The sequence below is a fragment of the Salinibacterium sp. SWN167 genome, from assembly GCF_015864665.1.
Taxonomy (GTDB): domain Bacteria; phylum Actinomycetota; class Actinomycetes; order Actinomycetales; family Microbacteriaceae; genus Rhodoglobus.
Map to the genome: position 1 here is coordinate 796,988 of NZ_JADYWU010000001.1, position 21,658 is coordinate 818,645.

The 21,658-nt window shown below is 58.2% G+C and carries 32 protein-coding genes and 1 pseudogene; 32 read left to right on the forward strand and 1 reads right to left on the reverse strand.

Features of this window, described 5'->3' with window-relative positions; all coding sequences use genetic code 11:
* The first annotated feature begins 4 nt into the window (after positions 1 to 4).
* The 20 genes and pseudogenes from rplD to I6E60_RS03815 all read left to right on the forward strand — a co-directional run bounded on the left by rplD (position 5) and on the right by I6E60_RS03815 (position 10,738).
* Positions 5 to 664 carry a 50S ribosomal protein L4 gene (gene rplD, locus I6E60_RS03720; protein WP_197109484.1) on the forward strand — a complete coding sequence of 220 codons (660 nt, stop codon included), beginning with the start codon at positions 5 to 7 and terminating at the stop codon, positions 662 to 664.
* A complete protein-coding gene (rplW, locus tag I6E60_RS03725; RefSeq protein WP_010203832.1) occupies positions 661 to 960 on the forward strand; it encodes a 50S ribosomal protein L23 in 300 nt (99 codons plus the stop codon). The genes rplD and rplW overlap by 4 nt, the downstream gene beginning before the upstream one ends.
* 17 nt (positions 961 to 977) lie before the next feature.
* Complete coding sequence (gene rplB / locus I6E60_RS03730; protein ID WP_197106460.1) at positions 978 to 1,817, forward strand: 50S ribosomal protein L2; 840 nt, start codon at positions 978 to 980, stop codon at positions 1,815 to 1,817.
* 15 nt (positions 1,818 to 1,832) lie between these two features.
* Positions 1,833 to 2,114, forward strand: coding sequence for a 30S ribosomal protein S19 (gene rpsS, locus I6E60_RS03735; protein ID WP_009773127.1), 282 nt, complete (start codon positions 1,833 to 1,835; stop codon positions 2,112 to 2,114).
* Between the two features lie 24 nt (positions 2,115 to 2,138).
* Entirely contained in the window at positions 2,139 to 2,531 is a 393-nt protein-coding gene (rplV, locus tag I6E60_RS03740; RefSeq protein ID WP_197106459.1) for a 50S ribosomal protein L22, read from the forward strand.
* Positions 2,531 to 3,346 (forward strand): 30S ribosomal protein S3, encoded by an 816-nt coding sequence (rpsC, locus tag I6E60_RS03745; RefSeq protein ID WP_197106458.1) that lies wholly within the window; start codon positions 2,531 to 2,533, stop codon positions 3,344 to 3,346. The genes rplV and rpsC overlap by 1 nt, the downstream gene beginning before the upstream one ends.
* A 2-nt stretch (positions 3,347 to 3,348) precedes the next feature.
* Positions 3,349 to 3,768: a 50S ribosomal protein L16 gene (rplP, locus tag I6E60_RS03750; protein ID WP_009773124.1), complete on the forward strand. Its 420-nt coding sequence runs from the start codon at positions 3,349 to 3,351 to the stop codon at positions 3,766 to 3,768.
* The gene (gene rpmC / locus I6E60_RS14605) at positions 3,768 to 4,100 is read left to right on the forward strand and encodes a 50S ribosomal protein L29 (RefSeq protein WP_197178965.1); all 333 of its coding nucleotides are present in this window, start codon (positions 3,768 to 3,770) and stop codon (positions 4,098 to 4,100) included. Before rplP ends, rpmC begins: the two co-directional genes overlap by 1 nt.
* A gap of 2 nt (positions 4,101 to 4,102) precedes the next feature.
* Entirely contained in the window at positions 4,103 to 4,402 is a 300-nt protein-coding gene (gene rpsQ / locus I6E60_RS03760) for a 30S ribosomal protein S17 (RefSeq protein WP_197106456.1), read from the forward strand.
* Positions 4,402 to 4,773, forward strand: coding sequence for a 50S ribosomal protein L14 (rplN, locus tag I6E60_RS03765; RefSeq protein WP_100388198.1), 372 nt, complete (start codon positions 4,402 to 4,404; stop codon positions 4,771 to 4,773). Before rpsQ ends, rplN begins: the two co-directional genes overlap by 1 nt.
* Before the next feature lie 2 nt (positions 4,774 to 4,775).
* Positions 4,776 to 5,111: pseudogene (gene rplX / locus I6E60_RS03770) on the forward strand (50S ribosomal protein L24); the annotation flags it as partial.
* 95 nt (positions 5,112 to 5,206) lie between these two features.
* On the forward strand, positions 5,207 to 5,797 hold the full coding sequence (gene rplE / locus I6E60_RS03775; RefSeq protein ID WP_197123105.1) for a 50S ribosomal protein L5: 591 nt from the start codon (positions 5,207 to 5,209) through the stop codon (positions 5,795 to 5,797).
* 73 nt (positions 5,798 to 5,870) lie between these two features.
* Positions 5,871 to 6,269, forward strand: a complete 399-nt coding sequence (rpsH, locus tag I6E60_RS03780; protein WP_197123108.1) for a 30S ribosomal protein S8 — start codon at positions 5,871 to 5,873, stop codon at positions 6,267 to 6,269.
* 6 nt (positions 6,270 to 6,275) lie between these two features.
* Complete coding sequence (gene rplF / locus I6E60_RS03785) at positions 6,276 to 6,812, forward strand: 50S ribosomal protein L6 (RefSeq protein ID WP_197106452.1); 537 nt, start codon at positions 6,276 to 6,278, stop codon at positions 6,810 to 6,812.
* A gap of 2 nt (positions 6,813 to 6,814) precedes the next feature.
* On the forward strand, positions 6,815 to 7,186 hold the full coding sequence (gene rplR / locus I6E60_RS03790; protein ID WP_197123110.1) for a 50S ribosomal protein L18: 372 nt from the start codon (positions 6,815 to 6,817) through the stop codon (positions 7,184 to 7,186).
* On the forward strand, positions 7,183 to 7,908 hold the full coding sequence (gene rpsE / locus I6E60_RS03795) for a 30S ribosomal protein S5 (RefSeq protein WP_197123112.1): 726 nt from the start codon (positions 7,183 to 7,185) through the stop codon (positions 7,906 to 7,908). The genes rplR and rpsE overlap by 4 nt, the downstream gene beginning before the upstream one ends.
* Positions 7,908 to 8,093: a 50S ribosomal protein L30 gene (gene rpmD / locus I6E60_RS03800; RefSeq protein ID WP_009773114.1), complete on the forward strand. Its 186-nt coding sequence runs from the start codon at positions 7,908 to 7,910 to the stop codon at positions 8,091 to 8,093. The genes rpsE and rpmD overlap by 1 nt, the downstream gene beginning before the upstream one ends.
* A complete protein-coding gene (gene rplO, locus I6E60_RS03805; RefSeq protein ID WP_197123113.1) occupies positions 8,093 to 8,695 on the forward strand; it encodes a 50S ribosomal protein L15 in 603 nt (200 codons plus the stop codon). Before rpmD ends, rplO begins: the two co-directional genes overlap by 1 nt.
* Before the next feature lie 124 nt (positions 8,696 to 8,819).
* Positions 8,820 to 10,142: a preprotein translocase subunit SecY gene (gene secY, locus I6E60_RS03810; RefSeq protein WP_197123115.1), complete on the forward strand. Its 1,323-nt coding sequence runs from the start codon at positions 8,820 to 8,822 to the stop codon at positions 10,140 to 10,142.
* Positions 10,139 to 10,738, forward strand: coding sequence for an adenylate kinase (locus I6E60_RS03815; RefSeq protein ID WP_197123117.1), 600 nt, complete (start codon positions 10,139 to 10,141; stop codon positions 10,736 to 10,738). Before secY ends, I6E60_RS03815 begins: the two co-directional genes overlap by 4 nt.
* Positions 10,739 to 11,525: 787 nt before the next feature.
* On the opposite strand, the gene I6E60_RS03820 is transcribed toward I6E60_RS03815, so the two are convergent.
* Positions 11,526 to 13,460, reverse strand: coding sequence for a transcription antiterminator (locus I6E60_RS03820; protein WP_197123119.1), 1,935 nt, complete (start codon positions 13,458 to 13,460; stop codon positions 11,526 to 11,528).
* A 23-nt stretch (positions 13,461 to 13,483) separates the two neighbouring features.
* Between I6E60_RS03820 and I6E60_RS03825 the strand changes: the two genes are divergently transcribed.
* The 12 genes from I6E60_RS03825 to I6E60_RS03880 all read left to right on the forward strand — a co-directional run bounded on the left by I6E60_RS03825 (position 13,484) and on the right by I6E60_RS03880 (position 21,629).
* Complete coding sequence (locus tag I6E60_RS03825) at positions 13,484 to 13,921, forward strand: PTS sugar transporter subunit IIB (RefSeq protein ID WP_231601117.1); 438 nt, start codon at positions 13,484 to 13,486, stop codon at positions 13,919 to 13,921.
* A complete protein-coding gene (locus tag I6E60_RS03830) occupies positions 13,914 to 14,180 on the forward strand; it encodes an HPr family phosphocarrier protein (protein WP_197123123.1) in 267 nt (88 codons plus the stop codon). The genes I6E60_RS03825 and I6E60_RS03830 overlap by 8 nt, the downstream gene beginning before the upstream one ends.
* A gap of 57 nt (positions 14,181 to 14,237) precedes the next feature.
* Positions 14,238 to 15,767 (forward strand): PTS mannitol transporter subunit IICB, encoded by a 1,530-nt coding sequence (locus I6E60_RS03835; RefSeq protein ID WP_197123125.1) that lies wholly within the window; start codon positions 14,238 to 14,240, stop codon positions 15,765 to 15,767.
* A gap of 11 nt (positions 15,768 to 15,778) precedes the next feature.
* A complete protein-coding gene (locus tag I6E60_RS03840) occupies positions 15,779 to 16,216 on the forward strand; it encodes a PTS sugar transporter subunit IIA (RefSeq protein ID WP_197123127.1) in 438 nt (145 codons plus the stop codon).
* Positions 16,213 to 17,346, forward strand: coding sequence for a mannitol-1-phosphate 5-dehydrogenase (locus I6E60_RS03845; protein WP_197178969.1), 1,134 nt, complete (start codon positions 16,213 to 16,215; stop codon positions 17,344 to 17,346). Before I6E60_RS03840 ends, I6E60_RS03845 begins: the two co-directional genes overlap by 4 nt.
* A gap of 144 nt (positions 17,347 to 17,490) precedes the next feature.
* Complete coding sequence (infA, locus tag I6E60_RS03850; RefSeq protein ID WP_010203795.1) at positions 17,491 to 17,712, forward strand: translation initiation factor IF-1; 222 nt, start codon at positions 17,491 to 17,493, stop codon at positions 17,710 to 17,712.
* 75 nt (positions 17,713 to 17,787) lie between these two features.
* Positions 17,788 to 17,904 carry a 50S ribosomal protein L36 gene (rpmJ, locus tag I6E60_RS03855; RefSeq protein ID WP_197106440.1) on the forward strand — a complete coding sequence of 39 codons (117 nt, stop codon included), beginning with the start codon at positions 17,788 to 17,790 and terminating at the stop codon, positions 17,902 to 17,904.
* Between the two features lie 196 nt (positions 17,905 to 18,100).
* A complete protein-coding gene (rpsM, locus tag I6E60_RS03860; RefSeq protein WP_197106439.1) occupies positions 18,101 to 18,475 on the forward strand; it encodes a 30S ribosomal protein S13 in 375 nt (124 codons plus the stop codon).
* A 51-nt stretch (positions 18,476 to 18,526) separates the two neighbouring features.
* On the forward strand, positions 18,527 to 18,925 hold the full coding sequence (gene rpsK, locus I6E60_RS03865) for a 30S ribosomal protein S11 (RefSeq protein WP_197106438.1): 399 nt from the start codon (positions 18,527 to 18,529) through the stop codon (positions 18,923 to 18,925).
* Positions 18,926 to 19,088: 163 nt separating this feature from the next.
* Entirely contained in the window at positions 19,089 to 20,084 is a 996-nt protein-coding gene (locus tag I6E60_RS03870; RefSeq protein WP_129072180.1) for a DNA-directed RNA polymerase subunit alpha, read from the forward strand.
* Positions 20,085 to 20,122: 38 nt separating this feature from the next.
* Positions 20,123 to 20,635 carry a 50S ribosomal protein L17 gene (gene rplQ / locus I6E60_RS03875; RefSeq protein WP_197123131.1) on the forward strand — a complete coding sequence of 171 codons (513 nt, stop codon included), beginning with the start codon at positions 20,123 to 20,125 and terminating at the stop codon, positions 20,633 to 20,635.
* 73 nt (positions 20,636 to 20,708) lie between these two features.
* Positions 20,709 to 21,629, forward strand: coding sequence for a tRNA pseudouridine(38-40) synthase TruA (locus tag I6E60_RS03880; protein WP_197106436.1), 921 nt, complete (start codon positions 20,709 to 20,711; stop codon positions 21,627 to 21,629).
* Positions 21,630 to 21,658 lie beyond the last annotated feature (29 nt).

The following is a 21,658-nucleotide window of genomic DNA, read 5'->3' on the forward strand; positions in this document are numbered from 1 at the left end:
ACACATGGCTACCTCCATCGACGTCATCGACGCCAAGGGCAAGAAGGTCGACTCTGTTGAACTTCCCGCCGAGATCTTCGACGTGCAGACCAACGTTCCGCTCATCCACCAGGTTGTTGTTGCACAGCGTGCAGCAGCACGTCAGGGTACGCACAACACCCTGCGCCGCGGTGAAGTTTCGGGTGCTGGTCGCAAGCCGTTCAAGCAGAAGGGAACCGGTCGCGCTCGTCAGGGCTCGATCCGTGCTCCTCAGATGAAGGGTGGTGGCATCGTTCACGGGCCGCACCCGCGTGACTACTCACAGCGCACCCCCAAGAAGATGATTGCTGCAGCACTTCGCGGCACGTTGTCTGACCGGGCTCGTGGTGAGCGCATTCACGTCATCGACGCTCTCGCTGTAGACGGCAAGCCTTCGACGAAGTCTGTCTTGGCTCTGCTGAATAACATCGCGCCGAGCAAGAACGTTCTCGTTGTTCTCCAGCGCGAAGATGCAACCAGCCTCAAGAGCATTCGCAACCTCGACACGGTTCACGTCTTGGCTTACGACCAGCTCAACGCCTACGACGTCGTCGTCAGCGACGACATCGTGTTCAGCAAGGGCGCGTTCGACGCGTTCGTTGCGTTCAACACCAAGTCTTCGAACAAGGAAGAGGTCAGCGCATGACCGTCACGTACAAGGACCCGCGCGACATCATCATCGCTCCCGTGGTCTCTGAGAAGAGCTACAACCTGATCGATATGGGCAAGTACACCTTCGAGGTAGACCCCCGTGCGAACAAGACCGAGATCAAGCTCGCTATTGAGAAGATCTTCAGCGTCAAGGTCGACTCGGTCAACACGTTGAACCGCACGGGCAAGACCCGTCGTACCCGTTTCGGTATGGGCAAGCGCAAGGACACCAAGCGCGCCATCGTCACGCTCAAGTCCGGTTCCATCGACATCTTCACCGCTGTCGGCTAGGGACCAAGGAGAAACTAATGGCTATTCGCAAGTACAAGCCCACGACGCCTGGTCGTCGTGGATCCTCGGTTGCAGACTTTGCTGAGATCACCCGTTCAACGCCGGAGAAGTCGCTTCTGCGCCCTCTGCCGAAGACTGGTGGACGCAACAACGCAGGTCGCATCACGACTCGTCACATCGGTGGTGGCCACAAGCGCCAGTACCGCGTAATCGACTTCAAGCGCAACGACAAAGACGGCGTAAACGCCCGCGTTGCCGAGATCGAGTACGACCCCAACCGCACCGCACGTATCGCACTGCTTCACTTTGTTGATGGCACCAAGCGCTACATCGTTGCTCCGAACAAGCTCAATCAGGGCGACATTGTTGAGTCGGGTCCCGGCGCAGACATCAAGCCTGGTAACAACCTCCCGATGAAGAACATCCCCGTCGGTACGGTTATCCACATGATTGAACTTCGCCCCGGTGGCGGCGCCAAGATGGCCCGCTCCGCTGGAGCATCAGTTCGACTCGTTGCAAAAGAGGGCCCCTACGCGCAGCTGCGTTTGCCTTCCGGAGAAATCCGCAACGTTGACGTTCGTTGCCGCGCAACGATCGGCGAGGTCGGCAATGCCGAGCAGTCGAACATCAACTGGGGAAAGGCCGGCCGCATGCGCTGGAAGGGCGTTCGCCCGACCGTCCGTGGTGTTGCCATGAACCCTGTTGACCACCCCCACGGTGGTGGTGAGGGCAAGACGTCCGGTGGACGTCACCCCGTTTCCCCTTGGGGCCAGGCAGAAGGGCGCACACGTAAGCGCAAACTGCCCAGTGACCAGCTCATCGTTCGCCGCCGCAATGTCGGCAAGAAGCGCAAGTAGTAGGAGAGTCAGAAGATGCCACGCAGTCTGAAGAAGGGCCCCTTCGTCGACGACCACCTCCTACAAAAGGTTGTCAAGGCGAACGAAGCCAAGAGCAAGAACGTAATCAAGACCTGGTCGCGCCGCTCGATGATCGTTCCAGCAATGCTGGGTCACACGATCGCGGTGCACGATGGTCGCAAGCACATTCCGGTGTTCATCACCGAAACCATGGTTGGGCACAAGCTCGGCGAGTTTTCGCCCACCCGTACCTTCCGTGGACACGTGAAGGACGACAAGAAGGGTCGCCGCCGCTAACGCGGTGGTGAAGGAGGTAGAGAAATGGTGGAGTCGATCGCACGCGTGCGTCACATCCGCGTGACCCCCATGAAGGCTCGTCGCGTTGTCAACATGATTCGCGGCAAGCAAGCACAGGAAGCACTGGCAATTTTGAAGTTCGCACCTCAGGGCGCGAGCGAGCCGGTCTACAAGTTGGTTGCATCTGCAATCGCGAATGCGCGAGTCAAGGCAGATGCTTCGAACACGTTCCTGGACGAACAGGATCTGATCATCTCGAAGGCTTACGTCGACGACGGTGCAACGCTCAAGCGTTTCCAGCCGCGTGCCCAGGGCCGCGCGTTCCAGATCCTGAAGCGCACAAGCCACATCACGGTCGTGCTGGCCACGCCAGACCACGTCGTTGAAGCCGAGGCCGACAAGGCAGGGAAGAAGTAATGGGACAGAAGGTAAACCCCTACGGTTTCCGTCTGGGAATCACCACCGACCACGTGTCGCGTTGGTTCTCTGACAGCACCAAGCCGGGTCAGCGTTACAGCGACTACGTTGCGGAAGATGTAAAGATCCGCAACCTGCTCAAGTCGAACCTCGACCGCGCAGGAGTTGCTCGCATTGAAATCGAGCGCACCCGTGACCGCGTTCGCGTAGACATTCACACTGCCCGTCCGGGCATCGTGATCGGTCGCCGCGGCGCCGAAGCAGAGCGTATCCGTGGCGAGCTCGAAAAGCTCTCCGGTAAGCAGATCCAGCTCAACATCCTCGAGGTTAAGAACCCCGAGGCTGAGGCTCAGCTCGTTGCACAGGGAATCGCGGAGCAGCTCGCTGCTCGTGTCGCCTTCCGTCGTGCAATGCGCAAGGGTCTTCAGGGCGCCCAGCGCGTTGGTTCGGTCAAGGGTGTTCGCATCCAGGTATCGGGTCGTTTGGGTGGCGCAGAAATGAGCCGCTCAGAGTACTACCGCGAAGGTCGCGTTCCGCTGCACACGCTGCGCGCAAACATCGACTACGGCTTCTACGAGGCTAAGACCACGTTCGGTCGTATCGGTGTCAAGGTGTGGGTCTACAAGGGCGACATCACCAACAAGGAGCTCGCTCGCGAGCAGGCTAACCAGAAGTCGTCGCGTCCAGAGCGTCGCGATGGTGGCGACCGTGGCGGTCGTCGCACCGGTGGCCCTTCGTCCGCACCGAAAGCTGAAGCACCCAAGGCAGAAGCCCCCAAGGCCGACGCACCGGTTGCAGCAGGAGTTGAGGCATAACAATGTTGATTCCGCGTAAGGTCAAGTACCGCAAGCAGCACCACCCCTCCCGTAGCGGCCACGCTACTGGTGGAACCACGGTGTCGTTTGGCGAGTACGGTATTCAGGCTCTGACGCCCGCATACGTTACGAACCGCCAGATTGAGGCAGCTCGTATCGCAATGACGCGTCACATCAAGCGTGGTGGAAAGGTGTGGATCAACATCTACCCCGACCGCCCGCTCACCAAAAAGCCCGCTGAAACCCGCATGGGTTCCGGTAAGGGCTCGCCCGAGTGGTGGGTCGCCAACGTCAAGCCAGGTCGCGTGCTCTTCGAGCTCAGCGGCGTGGACGAGACGACTGCGCGCGAAGCACTCACTCGTGCAATTCACAAGCTGCCCCTCAAGGCACGCATCATCAAGCGCGAGGAGGGCGACGCATAATGGCGATCGGATCCAAGGAGCTAGCCCCTGTCGAGCTAGACACTTTTGAAGACGAACGACTCGTTGACGAGCTGAAGAAGTCGAAGGAAGAACTTTTCAACCTTCGTTTCCAGGCCGCAACTGGTCAACTGGAAAGCCACGGACGTATCCGCGCTGTAAAGCGCGACATCTCCCGCATCTACACGGTTATCCGTGAGCGCGAGCTGGGCATCCGTGCAACCCCCGCTGCTGTCGAGGCTCCCGCCAAGGAGACCAAGAAGCGCAGCACCAAGAAGGCGGATGCAGCGGCTGAGACCGCAGCAGACTCCACTGACGAGACGAAGGAGGCGTAGTCATGGCCAAGGTTGAAGACAAGAAGACCGCGGAGACGACCGCCGAGGTCGCTCGTGGGTACCGTAAGACCCGTCGCGGACTGGTTACGAGCGACAAGATGGATAAGACCATCGTTGTCATCGTTGAAGACCGCGTAAAGCACCCGTTGTACGGCAAGGTTGTTCGCCGTAACTCCAAGGTGAAGGTTCACGACGAGGCCAACACGGCCGGCGTCGGTGACTCCGTACTTATCAGCGAGACCCGTCCGCTCAGCGCTACGAAGCGCTGGCGTCTGGTCGAGATCCTCGAAAAGGCTAAGTAATGCTTCAGCAGGAATCCCGAGTAAAGGTTGCCGATAACACCGGCGCCAAGGAGCTCCTCACGATTCGCGTTCTCGGTGGCTCAGGCCGTCGCTACGCAGGTCTCGGCGATGTCATCGTGGCAACCGTCAAAGACGCAATTCCTGGCGGCAACGTCAAGAAGGGTGAGGTCGTCAAGGCCGTCATCGTTCGCGTCATCAAGCAGACTCGTCGTCCAGACGGCTCATACATCAAGTTCGATGAGAACGCGGCTGTAATCCTCAAGTCCGATGGCGGAGACCCCCGTGGTACTCGCATCTTCGGGCCGGTTGGCCGCGAACTTCGTGACAAGAAGTTCATGAAGATCATCTCGCTCGCACCGGAGGTGCTGTAGATATGGCAAAGATTCGCAAGGGTGACCTCGTACAGGTCATCAGCGGCCCGACCGAAGAGCGTGGCGGAAGCCGCGGCAAGCAGGGTCGCGTTATCAGTGTTATCGCTGGAAAAGACCGCATTGTCGTGGAGGGTGTCAACTTCGTCACCAAGCACGTCAAGGTTGGCCAGACTCAGCGTGGAACCAAGACCGGTGGCATCGAGACGATGGAGGCACCGATTCACGTGTCGAACGTCGCCCTCGTTGACCCCGAGACCAAGCTCCCGGCTCGTGTTGGCTTCACTGTCGGCACCGATGACCGTGGCAAGACCACGCGCGAGCGCTTCTTCAAGAAGTCGCGCCGCGTAGAGACCAAGAAGTCCAAGGCAGCTAAGGCTGAGCCCAAGGCTTCGAAGAAGGATGCCGAGAAGGCAACCGAGAAGGACGCAGACTAATGACGACGACTGCACCTGCTGCTGGCAAAATCCAGCCGCGCCTCAAGCAGAAGTACCGCGATGAACTCGCGGCTCAGCTCAAGAAGGACCTTGGACTTTCCAACGTCCACCAGGTTCCGGGGATCGTCAAGGTCGTCGTCAACACTGGTGTCGGTGAAGCTGCTCGCGACGGAAAGATCATCGATGGGGCCGTCAAGGACCTCACCGCGATCACTGGTCAGAAGCCTTACGTAACTAGCGCTCGCAAGTCGATTGCTCAGTTCAAGCTTCGTGAAGGACAGCCCATTGGCGCACACGTTACCCTCCGTGGTGACCGCGCTTGGGAGTTCCTCGACCGTCTGATCACGCTGGCGCTTCCGCGTATCCGTGACTTCCGCGGTCTGTCGGACAAGCAGTTCGATGGCAACGGTAACTACACCTTCGGCCTCACGGAACAGTCCATGTTCCACGAGATCGACCAGGACAAGATTGACCGCGTTCGTGGTTTCGATATCACTATCGTCACCACCGGTAAGAACAACGAAGAAGGTCGCGCATTGCTTAAGGCTCTGGGCTTCCCCTTCCGCACCGCTGAGAACGCATCTAACTAACCAAGTAACACCGATCGACCAGGTCGGCCTTCGTGTAACGGATGCCGAAACCAGTTGAGACAGGAAACACATAATGACAATGACAGATCCGGTCGCTGACATGCTGACCAGACTGCGCAACGCCAATTCGGCGCACCACGACAGCGTTTCAATGCCTAACAGCAAGCTGAAGTCGCGCCTGGCTGAAATGCTCAAGGCCGAGGGATACATCCTCAGCTGGAGCACCGAGGACGCTCGCGTGGGTTCGACCCTCACGATCGAACTCAAGTACAGCCCCACTCGCGAGCGTTCCATCAAGGGAATCAAGCGCGTCTCGAAGCCTGGTCTTCGTGTATACGCTCGCTCGACCGAAATCCCCAAGGTTCTTGGCGGACTCGGTGTGGCTATTTTGTCCACCTCCTCAGGTCTTTTGACCGACAAAGAGGCGACTCAGAAGGGCGTAGGTGGGGAAGTCCTCGCCTACGTGTGGTAACCCAAAATGTCACGTATCGGAAGACTTCCTATTGATGTCCCCGCTGGTGTCACACTCACCATCAACGGCCAGGACGTCACTGTAAAGGGCCCGAAGGGTGAGCTCGCGCTCACCGTCAAGGCACCTATCGCTGTAGCACTCGAAGAGGGTCAGGTTCTCGTAACCCGTCCCGATGACGAGCGCGAATCGCGTTCACTGCACGGCTTGACTCGTACGCTCATCGCTAACCAGATCATCGGTGTTACCGACGGTTACACCAAGGGCCTTGAGGTCGTTGGTACTGGTTACCGCGTCACCGCAAAGGGCAGCTCAATCGAGTTCGCTCTCGGGTACTCGCACTCGATCACCGTTGACCCGCCCGCAGGCATCAGCTTCGCGGTCGAGGGCAATAACAAACTAGTTGTCAGCGGCATCGACAAGCAGGCGGTTGGCGAAGTAGCAGCCAACATTCGTAAATTGCGCAAGCCAGAGCCCTACAAGGGCAAGGGTGTGCGCTACGCCGGCGAAGTTGTTCGTCGCAAGGCCGGAAAGAGTGGTAAGTAGACATGGCTCTCGGAACCAGAGGTAAGAGCAAGTCGGCCGCTAAGGGCCGTCGTCACGCACGTCTCCGCAAGAAGGTCGTGGGCACCGAAGTGCGCCCCCGTCTCGTGGTTACGCGTTCAGCACGTCACGTATTCGTCCAGGTTGTCGATGACTCCAAGGGCGTTACCGTCGCTTCGGCGTCGACTATGGAGTCGAGCATGCGTACGTTCGATGGTGACAAGACCGCCAAGGCACGCAAGATCGGTGAGTTGGTGGCCGAGCGTGCCAAGGACGCCGGTGTTGAAGCCGTCGTATTTGATCGTGGTGGAAGCCGCTACGCAGGTCGCGTTGCAGCAATCGCCGACGGAGCGCGAGAGGGTGGATTGAACCTGTGAGCGACAACGTGGACAACAAGACAACTAACAAGGAGCAGGCCGTGGCCGCTGAGGCGACTACCGCCATCTCCGTACCCGAGGTCGTCGTAGACGCCCCCGCGACCGACGTAACGAGCGAGCCCCGCGAGGCTCGTCGTGGCGGTCGCGAGCGTGGACCCGACCGTGGTGGACGTGGTGGCAACAACAGCCGCGACAACGACAAGAACCAGTTCCTGGAGCGCGTCGTCACCATCAACCGTGTATCGAAGGTCGTCAAGGGTGGTCGTCGCTTTAGCTTCACCGCTCTCGTCGTCGTCGGTGACGGCAACGGAATGGTCGGAGTCGGATACGGCAAGGCTCGTGAAGTTCCTCTCGCGATCTCCAAGGGTGTCGAAGAGGCGAAGAAGAACTTCTTCCGCGTTCCTCGCGTCGGCGCTACCATCCCTCACTCGGTCCAGGGCGAGGCAGCCGCAGGTGTAGTCCTGCTGCGTCCCGCATCCGCTGGTACCGGTGTTATCGCTGGTGGACCCGTTCGTGCCGTACTCGAGTGCGCCGGTATCCACGATGTACTGAGCAAGTCGCTCGGTTCCTCGAACACGATCAACATCGTTCACGCAACGGTTGAGGCACTCAAGCAGCTCGAAGAGCCGCGTTCGGTTGCCGCTCGTCGTGGGCTCGATGCAGAACACGTAATCCCGGCACGCTTGCTGCGCGCCGAGGCTGAAGCTAAGGCAGGTGTCTGATGGCTGGTCGCCTGAAGGTAACCCAGATCAAGTCCAAAATTAGTGAGAAGCAGAACCAACGCGACACGCTGCGCAGCCTTGGGCTCAAGCGCATCGGTTCCGTGGTTGTGCGCGAGGACAACTCGCAGAACCGTGGTTACGTCAACACGGTTGCTCACCTTGTCAAGGTCGAGGAGATTGACTAATGGCTGACGAGAAAGAAACCCCAAAAAAGGCTGCAGCTGCGAAAGCTCCTGCTGCCAAAAAGGCTCCTGCTGCGAAGGCATCCGCCACGAAGGCTCCTGCGAAGTCGACCGCCGCTAAGGCATCGACCACCACGAAGTCCTCGAGCGACGATGTTGCAAGCCGCCCGCAGGTTCTGAAGATGCACCACCTCCGTCCCGCTGCCGGTGCTAAGAAAGACCGCATGCGTGTTGGTCGTGGTGAAGGCTCCAAGGGTAAGACCGCGGGCCGTGGAACCAAGGGAACCAAGGCGCGTTACAACATGCGCGTTGGTTTCGAAGGTGGAAACATCAACTTCGTAATGCGTGCACCTAAGCTGCGCGGATTCAAGAACCCATTCCGCGTCGAGTACCAGGTTGTAAACCTCGAAAAGCTCGCGGAACTGTACCCCAAGGGAGGCGACGTAACCGTTGCTGACCTCGTGTCGAAGGGCGCGGTTCGCAAGAACGAAAAGGTCAAGGTTCTTGGTCAGGGTGATATTGCGGTTAAGCTGAACGTTGTAGTTGACAAGGTCTCCGGCTCTGCCGAGCAGAAGATCGTTGCGGCCGGCGGTTCGGTTCAGTAACTGTCACTACGACAAACGTTAGTGTCGCGTTAGTCACACCGGTGACAAACGCAGGCAGGTTGAGTGGGGAATCCCGCAGGGGGTTCCCCACTCGCCCGTAGTACATAGATAAATCGGAGGCCTTGTGTTTAAAGCTGTCGCGCGGATCATACGGACGCCTGACCTTCGCAGGAAGATCGGGTTCACGCTAGGCATCATTGCGCTGTTTAGACTTGGCTCCTTCATCCCCGCGCCGTTCGTTGACTTCGCCAACGTTCAGGCATGTCTCGCCTACAACTCATCGAGTGGCGGACTGTACGACCTCATCAACCTCTTTAGCGGTGGGGCACTCCTTCAACTTTCCGTATTTGCACTCGGAATCATGCCGTACATCACGGCCTCGATCATTGTGCAACTACTTCGTGTGGTCATCCCACACTTTGAAACTCTTCACAAAGAGGGCCAGTCTGGCCAGGCAACGCTGACTCAGTACACGCGTTACCTCACAATCGCTCTCGCGATTCTCCAGTCCACGACATTGATCACTGTCGCGCGAAGTGGTGCACTGTTCCAGTCGGCTGGTGCTCCCGAATGTAGCCAACTCATCACCAACGATGCGTGGTACGCGATCTTGCTCATGGTCATCACCATGACCGCAGGAACCGGCCTCATCATGTGGATGGGAGAGCTCGTCACTGAGCGCGGTATCGGTAACGGTATGTCGCTGTTGATCTTCACCTCGATCGCTGCAACGTTCCCGAGCGCACTCTGGGGCATCTACGTGGCTAGCGGCATCGAGACGTTCGTTCTTGTGCTGCTCATGGGCATCCTAATCATGGCGGCCGTTGTATTTGTCGAGCAGTCGCAACGGCGCATCCCTGTGCAGTACGCCAAGCGCATGGTGGGCCGTCGTACCTACGGTGGTAACAACACCTACATTCCGATCAAGGTCAATATGGCCGGCGTGATCCCCGTGATCTTCGCTTCGTCGTTGCTCTACCTCCCCGCCTTGATTGCACAGTTCAACCAGCCACAAGCTGGCGAAACCTCTGCAGCATGGGTTGTCTGGGTCCAGAACAATCTGGTTTCAGGCGATAGCCCGATCTACATGATCGGTTACTTCCTGCTGATTGTGGGCTTCACCTACTTCTACGTTGCGATTACCTTCAACCCTGAAGAAGTCGCAGATAACATGAAGAAGTACGGTGGCTTCATTCCTGGTATCCGTGCCGGTCGACCGACCGCCGAATACCTCGATTACGTCTTGACTCGCGTCACCTTGCCTGGTTCTTTGTACCTAGGCCTCGTGGCAATGATCCCTTTGATTGCATTCGTAGTCATCGGGGCCAACCAGAATTTCCCATTCGGCGGAGCTAGCATCCTGATTATCGTTGGCGTCGGTCTTGAGACCGTCAAGCAAATCGATTCGCAGCTGCAGCAGCGCCATTACGAAGGTTTGTTGCGTTGACACGACTTCTCTTGATTGGTCCCCCTGGTGCTGGAAAAGGCACCCAGGCCGCTCGTCTTGCCGAGATCTACGGCGTTCCTGCAATTTCTACTGGTGACATTTTTCGCAGCAATGTGAAGAACGGCACGGAGCTCGGGAACAAAGCCAAAGCATTTATGGATGCCGGCGACAATGTTCCTGACTCGCTCACGAACGCATTGATTCGTGATCGTCTCGAAGAGCCAGACGCCAAGCAGGGCTTCCTGCTCGACGGCTACCCTCGCACGACCGATCAGGTCCGCGAGCTTGACGAATTTCTGGCAAGCCACGGTGCTGCGCTTGATGTTGTCGTCGAACTCGAAGCGGATCCTGATGTCGTTGTGGACCGCCTTCGTAAGCGCGCGCTCGAACAGGGCCGCAGCGATGATACCGAAGAGGTAGTTCGTCACCGTCTTGAGGTCTACAGCGAACAGACTGCTCCGCTCGTGAAGGTCTACGCGGACCGCGGCGTGCTTGTCACGATCGATGCTCTTGGCGAAATTGACGCGGTCACTGCGCGAATCACCGAAGCTCTTTTCGATCGCGGTATTTCTGCCACTGATGCGGGTTCTCGCTAAAACTCTGATTGGTGGCTAGCGCCGTTAGCAGCGTGTTCTGCGCCGTGAGTTGTTATCCATCCTGACGATTAGGGGATAGCGGTCGCTATCCACAGCGTCGGGAAACCGGCTGAGCGGCGCGATTTCATCATCGCGATCGTCGTTCTGGCCCTAGCTTTCGTCATCGCCGCAGAGCTTCATCAGGCTTGAGCAGGCTACGGACACATCGAACAGAAGGATCGAGTGATCGGGGCGCGAGTCGAGCTCATCGTTGAAAGTTGGGCCTGAAAGCGCGGGCGGGAGGCGCGCGAGGTGCGTGAGGATTCCCTCTGCCTCGAAACAACAAGCGCCGAACTAACAGAGGTGTTCGCCGTGGCGGCAACAATCACCGCGACAAATAGTGCCGGCACGACAATGGAATCCGTTGCCAACTCTCTCTCGGCATGTGCTTCGCGTTTTATACTCTCGACGACGCAGACGCCCTTTGCGGTCAAGATGTTGCGGGATGCGTGACATTCGTCGATCTCTCCACGGCGCGCTACGACGCCCAGACAAATCAAAAGCCCTATATGAACGAATGGCAGCGCACTGGGCTGGAGTAGGAGATCGTGGCGGTTTGCTTCGCTCTTACAAATCTCGAGGGCTGGGCAGTCGAACAGACGGTGTGGGGTGACGAATACGAATACTGGGAGCTCGCCGCCTACTGATTCGCCTGCACAGGCGGACGAAAAAAAGACGGTTCGCGACTGGCGCATCGCAATCGGGTTCACTCCGCGCACGATCTCGCAGAAATTATTGCCCCTGATCGCTAGCTTTCGATGCCTCGAACTAGTTCATCGATAAATGTGGGAAAGTCGACCGCTTTCTTGACGAGTTGCTGCACATACTCACGGTCAGAAAAGACCGTTACGAATTGGTCGAACACTGTTTGGAACGTTGTGCGACCGGCAGCGCTGAAGGCGATCAAGGCGATCACGTTGACCTTGTTTTCACCCCATGGCATCGGCGTTTCATTGATGACGATGCTGATTGCCGTGCGGTGAGCGTTCATGGTCATCGCATGGGGAACAGCCAGGGTGTCGGTGAAGGCCGTGGATGACATGCGTTCGCGTTCGATCGCGCCTGTGATGTAGCCGTGGTCAATAACGCCGGCTTCGATCATCCGATGTCCAAGGGCGGCGATCATCGCTTCCTCGCTCGGGGCGGTAAAGTTGCGCAAGAACAGCGCGGGGTCAAAGAAGCGCAGGAGTTCATCGGTGAGTTCACGCCGGCGACGCAGCCGACGGATGCGACCGATCGTGCGACGGATCGCATCCACATCGGTTTCGGTCAAGAACGGTTGAATCAGCACAACGTTGTCAGCGAACGACCGCAGATCGATGGTGGTCAAAACGAGATCGGTGGAGAGCTCAGCGAGGTCGACATCGGTTCGAGTGATCACGATGCGAAGTTGCAGCTCGTCGCCGAGCACGGCTTCGATTCGCTCTCGCAAGATGACGTGGAGGTCATGGTAGTTGGGGCATACGAGCGCGGCTGTCAGTCGCACCTCGCGCTTCGCCTGACGCTCGAGGTGCGAGCCAACGTGAAGGGCAATGTAGGAAATCTCGTCGTCGTGAATCGTGATGCCTTCATCGCGTTGCACTTCCGCCGCGATGAACACTGCGAGTTCGTAGATCATCGGATAAGTGGTCTTGATTGACCGCGTCATGGGGTTGCGCGAGTAGGAGAGGTCTTGCGCGCGAAGGATGAGATTGCGCACGTGCAATGACAGCCTCATGATGAAGTCGTCGTCGTCAAGGTCAATGAGGTATTCCTCGCCAACGTGCTTCACGGTGCGGCGAACGCGAGAGGTGAGTTCCTCTAGATCGACATCCGCAGGCGAATCGGGGCTTGCGACGCGGGTAATGACGCGCGTAGTGAGCAGGAGCTCGATCTCATTAAGGTCGTCTTCTCGCAGATTCGCGCCGAAGTGCGACGTGATGAGCGCCGCGAGGTCGATGGAAAAGGCTGCCGATTCTTTGGAGAGGGTTGGCGCGGTGCTCAGAGCTGGGGGAGAGCTTGCGTCATCCGCAGTGTCCTGATCGCGCGGGAGCGTGCGGTCTGCAGCAATTGCAACGTGGAGCAAGACATGGTTAATCCCATATTCGTTGACAAAATACCCGTGGGAGTCGAGGAGCTCGAGCAGTGAAGTCTTAAACGAGCGGAGATCGGACGACTCAAATTCACGCTGAATACTCTCGAGTTCAAGAAAACCCTGGGATTCTTCGTGACGGAACATCTTGCTGAGCAGCCGACGAAGGTTGGGCTCCGTTCCTGACAAGATGACGAGCGGCCCGCGCCGAGTGAGCGTTAACCCTGATTCCTCTACGGCTGCCTTGATCTTTCGCAGGTCGGCTTCGATAGTCGACTCGCTGACGAAAAAGCTATCGGCGAGGGCGTGAATGTCTGTGCCGTCAGGAGCATCGCCAAGGCGACGAACAAGATGGTACTGGCGATCGCGGGGGCGTTCTGCCTCGCGATTTGATGCGCCCTTGAGGAACTCTGCGTAGTTCTCGCGGTTGAGGCGATAGCCGGCCGTCGATGACTCGATGACCTCAAGAGGAAGCGCTGAGGACTTCACCGCAGTGACGTAACTGCGCACGCTGCGCGTAGTGACGCCAAGTTTGTCAGCAAGCTCGGCAGCGGTCACCCACGCCTCGGCTTGAGCGAGGTAGTCGATGAGTCGTGCGTGATTGGCAAGCATGAGAACTCCATTCTTGCCTATGAATGTTTCCGCGGGGGCGGAATCTTCTCTACTGGAACTCAGGGGACCTTCCCAGCCACTATAGATATCGAAGGTGTGAAGAAGGTTTATCGCGAGGAGGCGATCAGGTGTCTACAGTGCTGGTTTTGTGCGGAGCAGGTGCCTCGAGCACCTTTTTGGCACACGCACTTCGTCGACAGGCGACTGTTCGCGGTCTGCCTCATACCTTTACCCCCGCGAGCGTTGCAGCGCTGAGTATGCCTCTCACTTCTGTGGATGTCGTGCTGGTGAGCTCCCACGTTGCAGATTTCTTCGACCAGGCAGCAATTGCCGCCGCCGCGATTGGTGCGAAAGCGATCCAACTTCCGGCCCTGAACTTTGATGCAGCTGGCGCAAATATTGCCCTCGACCTCCTTGATTCCTTCCCTCAAGTAACGACAGAAAGCAGCAACAATGGCTGAACAAACTATTCGGGTGGCTTCGGCACACGGGCTTCACGCTCGTCCCGCATCACTCTTCACCCAGGCGGCAGCTGCCTCTGGACTCGACGTCACTATCGCCAAAGGCGACAAGTCGGTAAATGCCTCAAGCATCCTGAGCGTCATCTCGCTCGGCGTCACGCATGGCGACGAGGTCACCATTGCCGCTGAAGGCGAGGGCGCCGATGCCGTTATCGCCACCCTGACCGAAATTCTCAGTACCGATCACGACGAGAGCTAGTCGTGTTCGGCCGCTTCCCTCGCAGTATCCTCACATCACAGATATCGGAGTAAAACAATGACAACGTCGTCTACGACCGCCAAGAGTGGCGGTGCGCGCGTAGGGGTCCAGAAATTTGGAACCTTCGTTAGCGGAATGGTGATGCCCAACATTGCGGCATTCATCGCTTGGGGCTTTATCACTGCACTGTTCATCCAAACAGGTTGGTTGCCGTTGCTCGGCATCGACCCGGTCTGGGTTCAGCAGCTTGGTGGCTGGAGCCTTGACCCCGAGGTAACAAACACGGGCCTCGTCGGTCCGATGATCATTTACCTACTTCCCTTGCTCATCGCTAACACCGGTGGCCGCATGGTTTACGGAACCCGCGGTGGAGTTATTGGAACCATCGCGACGATGGGTGTCATCATTGGCGCCGGTATCCCGATGTTCCTGGGCGCCATGATCGTTGGTCCCGGTGCTGCGTGGGTCATGAAGAAGATCGACTCACTCTGGGAGGGAAAGATTCGTCCTGGTTTCGAGATGCTCGTCGACAACTTCGCTGGTGGAATCGTTGGCATGCTGCTCGCGATTGCGTCATTCTTCCTGATCGCTCCGCTCGTCACGGCGATCAGCAACGGTCTCGAAGCGGTTATCGCGTTCCTTGTTGACAACAGCCTGCTGCCTTTGGCAAGCGTTTTCGTTGAGCCCGGCAAGATCCTCTTCCTGAACAACGCCATCAACCACGGTGTCTTCACGCCGCTGGGAACGGCCGAGTCTCTTGAAAAGGGACAGTCGATCTTGTTCCTCATCGAAGCAAACCCTGGCCCCGGCCTCGGTATCCTGCTTGCCTTCTTGGTATTCGGTGTTGGTCTGCTGCGTGCGAGCGCTCCTGGTGCCATCCTGATTCACTTCGTCGGTGGTATCCACGAGATTTACTTCCCGTACGTTTTGGCTAAGCCGCTGCTCGTTGTTGCAGCAATCGCTGGTGGAGCAACTGGTGTTCTCACGAACGTCATCTTCCAGTCGGGTCTGCGCGCTCCGGCATCACCGGGCTCGATCATTGCGGTTCTCGCCCAGACGCCTCCCGGAAGCATCGTTGGCGTATTGCTGTCGGTTGTATTCTCCGCGGCTGTCTCATTCCTGGTCGCTTCGATCATCATTCGTGCGGGTCGTAAGCGCGACCTGGAAGCTATGGCCAACGGTGACGATGCTCTCGCAGCAGCCGTTGCTAAGAACGAGGCCAACAAGGGCAAGGGCAGCTCGGTAAGCGACCTGCTCGGAGCTGGTGCTGCAACTGCTGGTGCAACTGCTGGTGCAGCAACTGCCACGAAGATCCAGAACGTTGTGTTTGCGTGTGACGCAGGCATGGGATCGAGTGCCATGGGAGCAACCGTTCTCCGCAACAAGTTTGCGAAGGCCGGCATCGAGGGCGTCAACGTGACGAACAAGGCAATCGCGAACCTCGATGGTTCGGAAGACCTCATCATCACGCAGAATCAACTGACTGACCGTGCCACGGAGAAAGTTCCCGGCGCAATCCATGTTTCAGTTGATAACTTCATGAACAGTCCGAAATACGATGAAGTCGTAAACATGGTTAGCGAATAACAGGAGAAATCATGAGCAAGGTACTCGAGCTAGACCAGATCAAAGCGGCTGGCACCGCTCGCACCAAAGAAGAAGCCATCGCTGAGGCGGCGGAGATTCTGATTGCTGCTGGCGCGGTAACGCCCGAGTACCTTGGTTTCATGAAGGCCCGTGAAGAGTTGACTTCAACGTTCATGGGTAACTTCCTAGCCATTCCGCACGGCACGAACGAGGGCAAGGACACGATCTTGTCGTCTGCGCTCTCGTTCGTGCGGTACGCGGATCCCATCGATTGGGATGGCAACGAGGTTCGCTTCGTTGTCGGCATTGCAGGCAAAGATGGCGGACACATGGACACCCTCGCTGCGGTAGCCACAATCTTTAGCGACAATGACGAAGTGCAGAAGCTCATTGACGCATCGAGCGAAGACGAGTTGCTCGGTCTTCTCTCTGAATTGAACAACGCATGAAGGCCGTACATTTTGGAGCTGGCAACATCGGGCGCGGCTTCGTCGGTCTGATCCTGCACAAGGCTGGCTATGAGATCGTATTTGCGGATGTCGCAGCGGAGCTCATCGACAGCCTCGCCGCAGCGGACAGCTACCAGGTGCACGAGGTGGGCGCGGAACCCCGCACTGAGACTGTCGACAACTTCCGCGCACTCAACAGTGCGAGCAATGAAGCTGGCGTGATCGAAGAGATCGCCACCGCCGACATGGTTACGACTGCTGTCGGCCCCAACATCCTCAAGTTTGTCGCTCCCTTGATCGCTCAGGCGATCAAGGCTCGCGCTGATGATCTGCCGCCTCTGCAGGTGCTGGCGTGTGAGAACGCGCTCTATGCCACGAACAATCTGCGCGCCGAAGTTGCGGTCGCTGTCGATGCTGAAACGCTCGCCGCGAAAGCTATTTTTGCTAACACTGCGGTCGACCGCATCGTGCCAGCCCAGGATCCCGCTGCAGGACTCGACGTCACGGTAGAAGACTTTTTCGAGTGGGCTATTGAGAGCGCACCGTTTGGGGACAACGTTCCCGACATTGCCGACGTGCATTTCGTCGACAATCTTGAGCCCTACATCGAGCGCAAGCTCTTCACCGTCAACACTGGCCACGCTACCGTGGCGTACCACGGCTATCTTCGCGGGGCGGAGACACTTTCCGCCGCGATGGCGATCCCTGAGGTTGCGGCGGAGGTCGATGCCGTCTTGGCGGAGACCAGCGCCATGCTTGTCGCCAAGCACGGCTTTGATGCTGCTGACCACGCCGACTATGTCGCGACGTGTACTCGTCGATTTAGCAACCCTCACCTGCCGGACACTCCGGAGCGCGTTGGCCGTAGTCCGCTGCGCAAGTTGTCGCGCAACGAACGCTTTATCAGCCCTGCCAGCGAATTGGCAGCATCGGGAACGACTCCTCACGCGATCCTGCGTGCGGTCGGTGCCGCGATGCAGTTCACCGTGGCTGAAGACCCCGAAAGTGTGCGGATGATGGAGCTGCGGTCGTCGCTCACCGCCCCCGAATTCGTCACCGAAGTTATGGGACTGCGCGAGGGCGATGCTCTCTATGCCGCTGCAGTCGAAACTGTTAGCGCGCAATCTTAGCCCCAACTTGGTGAAACGCCCGGGATTAGCGTAGGCTTTCTCTTTGGTGTTTCAGGCCGTTTTTTTCGCGCCTTGGCTTTCTCGAAAGTCACTCACCACAATCTACGCAGACCAGCGAACCCCACTTATAGCGACGAAGAGGCTATGGCCAAAAAAGACGGTGTCATTGAGATCGAAGGAGCAGTAGTCGAGGCTCTGCCCAACGCGATGTTTCGTGTTGAGTTGACGAACGGCCACGTTGTGCTCGCGCACATCTCCGGCAAAATGCGACAGAACTACATTCGAATCCTTCCGGAGGACCGTGTAGTTGTAGAGCTGAGCCCGTATGACCTGACTCGCGGCCGCATCACCTACCGCTACAAGTAGACCGCGCTGGAAAGTAACGTCCACGCTGCCCTTGCGGGCTAGTGGAACGACGACAGCGATTCACAAGGAAAAATAATGAAGGTTAACCCCAGCGTTAAGCCCATCTGCGACAACTGCCGCGTAATTCGCCGCAACGGTCGCGTCATGGTTATCTGCAAGTCGAACCCGCGTCACAAGCAACGCCAGGGCTAAGGTTCCGCGAGCAGATCGCACAGTTGCACGGGGTGGGGCGAGCAATCGCCACACACCGCAGCGCACATAACTAAATACGAGAACTAGCAACACCAGATCTGAGACTTGTGAAAACAAGTAACAGGGACACCATCGGTTGGAGGCCGGTGCACAGGTGCTGTTACAGACCTCTACTCATCAAACAGGAGAAGCCACTATGGCACGTCTAGCAGGCGTCGACATCCCACGCGACAAGCGTGTAGAGGTCGCACTGACTTACATTTACGGTGTTGGCCGCACGAGGGCACTCAAAACCCTCGCCGACACTCAGATCAGCGGAGAGATCCGTGTTCAGGATCTCACCGATGACCAGCTCATCGCGCTGCGCGACTACATCGAAGGAAACTTTCAGGTAGAAGGTGACCTCCGCCGTGAGGTTGCAGCAGACATCCGCCGCAAGGTTGAAATCGGAAGCTACCAGGGTATCCGTCACCGCAAGGGACTGCCCGTTCACGGTCAGCGCACGAAGACCAACGCTCGTACCCGTAAGGGCCCGAAGCGCACCGTAGCCGGCAAGAAGAAGGCCCGATAGACCCTGGGTTCAACCCCAGTGTCGTCGCCATCAACGTTTTAGGAGAAAACAATGGCAGCACCAAAATCGGCCGCTCGTAAGCCGCGTCGTAAAGAAAAGAAGAACATTGCTGTGGGCCAGGCTCACATCAAGTCAACGTTCAACAACACCATCGTGACCATCACTGACCCCACCGGCGCAGTTCTTGCCTGGTCGTCGTCAGGTGTCGTTGGCTTCAAGGGTTCGCGTAAGTCGACCCCTTATGCCGCACAGATGTCTGCTGAGTCGGCTGCACGCCAGGCTCAGGAGCACGGTGTCAAGAAGGTTGACGTTTTCGTCAAGGGACCGGGTTCGGGTCGCGAAACTGCGATTCGCTCGCTGCAGGCCGCTGGCCTCGAAGTGGGTTCGATCAACGACGTAACACCGCAGACGCACAATGGTTGCCGTCCGCCCAAGCGTCGTCGCGTTTAGTTTCACGCCGTACTAGCGGGGCAACTCGTTAGTGCTGGCGTCGTGGCGAGGGCCCATGTGGCCCTCGCTCACAGTTCCAGCGCACAACTCAATACAACGTCGGGCCAGCCACCCGTCGCCCACAAGTGTCATATAGCGGACACTTCGCCGAAAGGAATTACCAGTGCTGATTGCACAGCGTCCCACCCTTGCTGAGGAGAACATTTCCGAATTCCGTTCACGGTTCGTTATCGAGCCGCTCGAACCTGGTTTCGGTTATACCCTCGGAAACTCACTCCGTCGCACCCTTCTTTCGTCGATCCCCGGAGCAGCTGTCACCAGCATCCGTATCGATGGAGTTCTTCACGAATTCAGCACCGTCGCCGGTGTCAAAGAAGACGTCACTGAGGTCATCCTCAACATCAAGAACCTCGTAGTCTCCAGTGAGCACGACGAGCCGATCACCGCTTACCTGCGCAAGCAGGGTGCTGGTGAAGTTACCGCAGCGGACATCTCAGCACCTGCCGGTGTAGAGATTCACAACCCGGAACTCGTCATCGCAACGCTCAACGACAAGGCCAAGTTTGAACTTGAGCTGACGATCGAGCGTGGCCGTGGCTATGTCACCGCAACTCAGAACCGCAGCGAGTTCAGCGAAGCCGGCCAAATTCCGGTCGACTCGATCTACTCGCCCGTTCTCAAGGTCACCTACCGCGTCGAGGCAACTCGTGCCGGTGAGCGCACTGACTTTGACCGTCTGGTTGTAGATGTTGAAACCAAGTCGGCAATCACCCCTCGCGATGCAGTGGCTTCGGCCGGTCGCACGCTGACCGAACTGTTTGGACTCGCTCGCGAGCTCAACACGGCCGCAGAGGGTATTGAGATTGGTCCTGCACCGGTTGACGCCGTGCTTTCGACCGAACTCAGCATGCCGATCGAAGATCTTGATCTTTCGGTGCGTAGCTACAACTGCCTCAAGCGCGAAGGCATCAACACCGTAAGTGAACTGGTTGCTCTTTCGGAGACCCAGCTCATGAACATCCGTAACTTCGGTCAGAAGTCGGTTGATGAAGTGCGCGACAAGCTCGTCGAGATGGGACTGTCGTTGAAAGACAGCGTTCCCGGATTCGACGGAGCACACTTCTACGGCGGATACGCCGACGACGAGACCAACGCTTGAGCCACTGGCTCGAAACTTTGACACTGGAGAATTAGAAAATGCCTACACCTACTAAGGGCCCGCGTCTCGGCGGTGGACCGGCGCACGAGCGCCACATGCTTGCCAACTTGGCCGCAGCCCTGTTCACGCACAAGAGCATCAAGACAACGGAAATGCGCGCGAAGCGTCTGCGTCCCGTTGCTGAGCGCCTGATCACGTTCGCGAAGAAGGGTGACTTGCACAACCGTCGCCGCGCGCTCGGAATCATTGGCGACAAGACTGTCATCCACGAACTCTTCACGGTCATCGCACCGCAGGTTGAGAACCGCGATGGTGGTTACACTCGCATCACGAAGCTTGGTTTCCGCAAGGGAGACAACGCTTCGATGGTTCAGATGGAACTCGTTCTTGAGCCCGTAACGCCCAAGAAGAAGGCCCCGAAGGCTGCCGCTAAGGCTGAGCCCAAGGCTGCTGCAGAAGAGCCCGCCGCCCAGGAGGCTCCCGTTGAAGAAGTAGCAACCGAAGACGTCGCCGTCGAGGACGCTGCTGCAGAGACTGCAGAAGAGAAGTAACTTTCTTCGTTCGAGAAAACCCCGGCTCCGCTTCGTGCGGGCCGGGGTTTTCTTCGTGAAATAGGGTTGGACTATGACTGAAACGGCACCCGCCATCCCGGCGCTTGAGTCGGATGCCGCGCCCTTTGCCCGCCTGCGGCTAGATATCGCCTACGACGGTACGAACTTCTTTGGGTGGGGCAAGCAGCCTGTGCTGCGCACCGTGCAGGGCACCATTGAAGACGCCCTGGCCGTCATCTTTCGGCGGTTTGGGGTTACACCGCAACTGGTCGTTGCCGGACGCACGGATGCCGGCGTTCACGCGACAGGCCAAGTGGCTCACCTTGACCTCACAGAGACTCAGCTGCGCAGCCTCGACCGCCCGCGTCGCGGCAACATGGGCGGCCGGCGATATGACGGACCGGCCTCGCTGGCACGACGGATCAATGGCATCACGGGCCTTGAGTCCGACATTTTCGTGACCCAGTCAGTGATCGCAGCGGACGGGTTCGATGCCCGGTTCTCGCCCCTCTGGCGACGCTACGAGTACCGCATCGCCGACAACGAGTCACCGCGTGACCCGCGTCAACGCAATCACACACTCTGGTACCCGGCCACTCTCGACGTGGACGCGATGAACGTGGCGGCGAAAGAGCTTCTCGGGCTCCATGATTGGGCTGCCTATTGCAAGCCCCGCGAAGGTGCCACGACGGTGCGCAGCCTTGAGCGATTCAGCTTTACCCGCACCGATGAGGGCATCATCCTCGCCGAAGTGCGCGCCGATGCGTTTTGCCACAGCATGGTGCGGTCGCTCGTGGGAGCCGGAGTCTTTGTGGGACAGGGCAAGATCGATGCTTCGCGCCCCGCCGACATCCGTGATGAACGTTCGAAGGGCAGCGAATACAAGGTCATGCCGGCTAAAGGACTCACGCTTGTTGAGGTCGGGTATCCGCCAGATGAAGAACTGCACGCGCGCGCAGAACTCACGCGATCACGTCGCGAGTTGATCGACTAGTCACCGCTGCGGCGCGCTGCGCTGCCGCC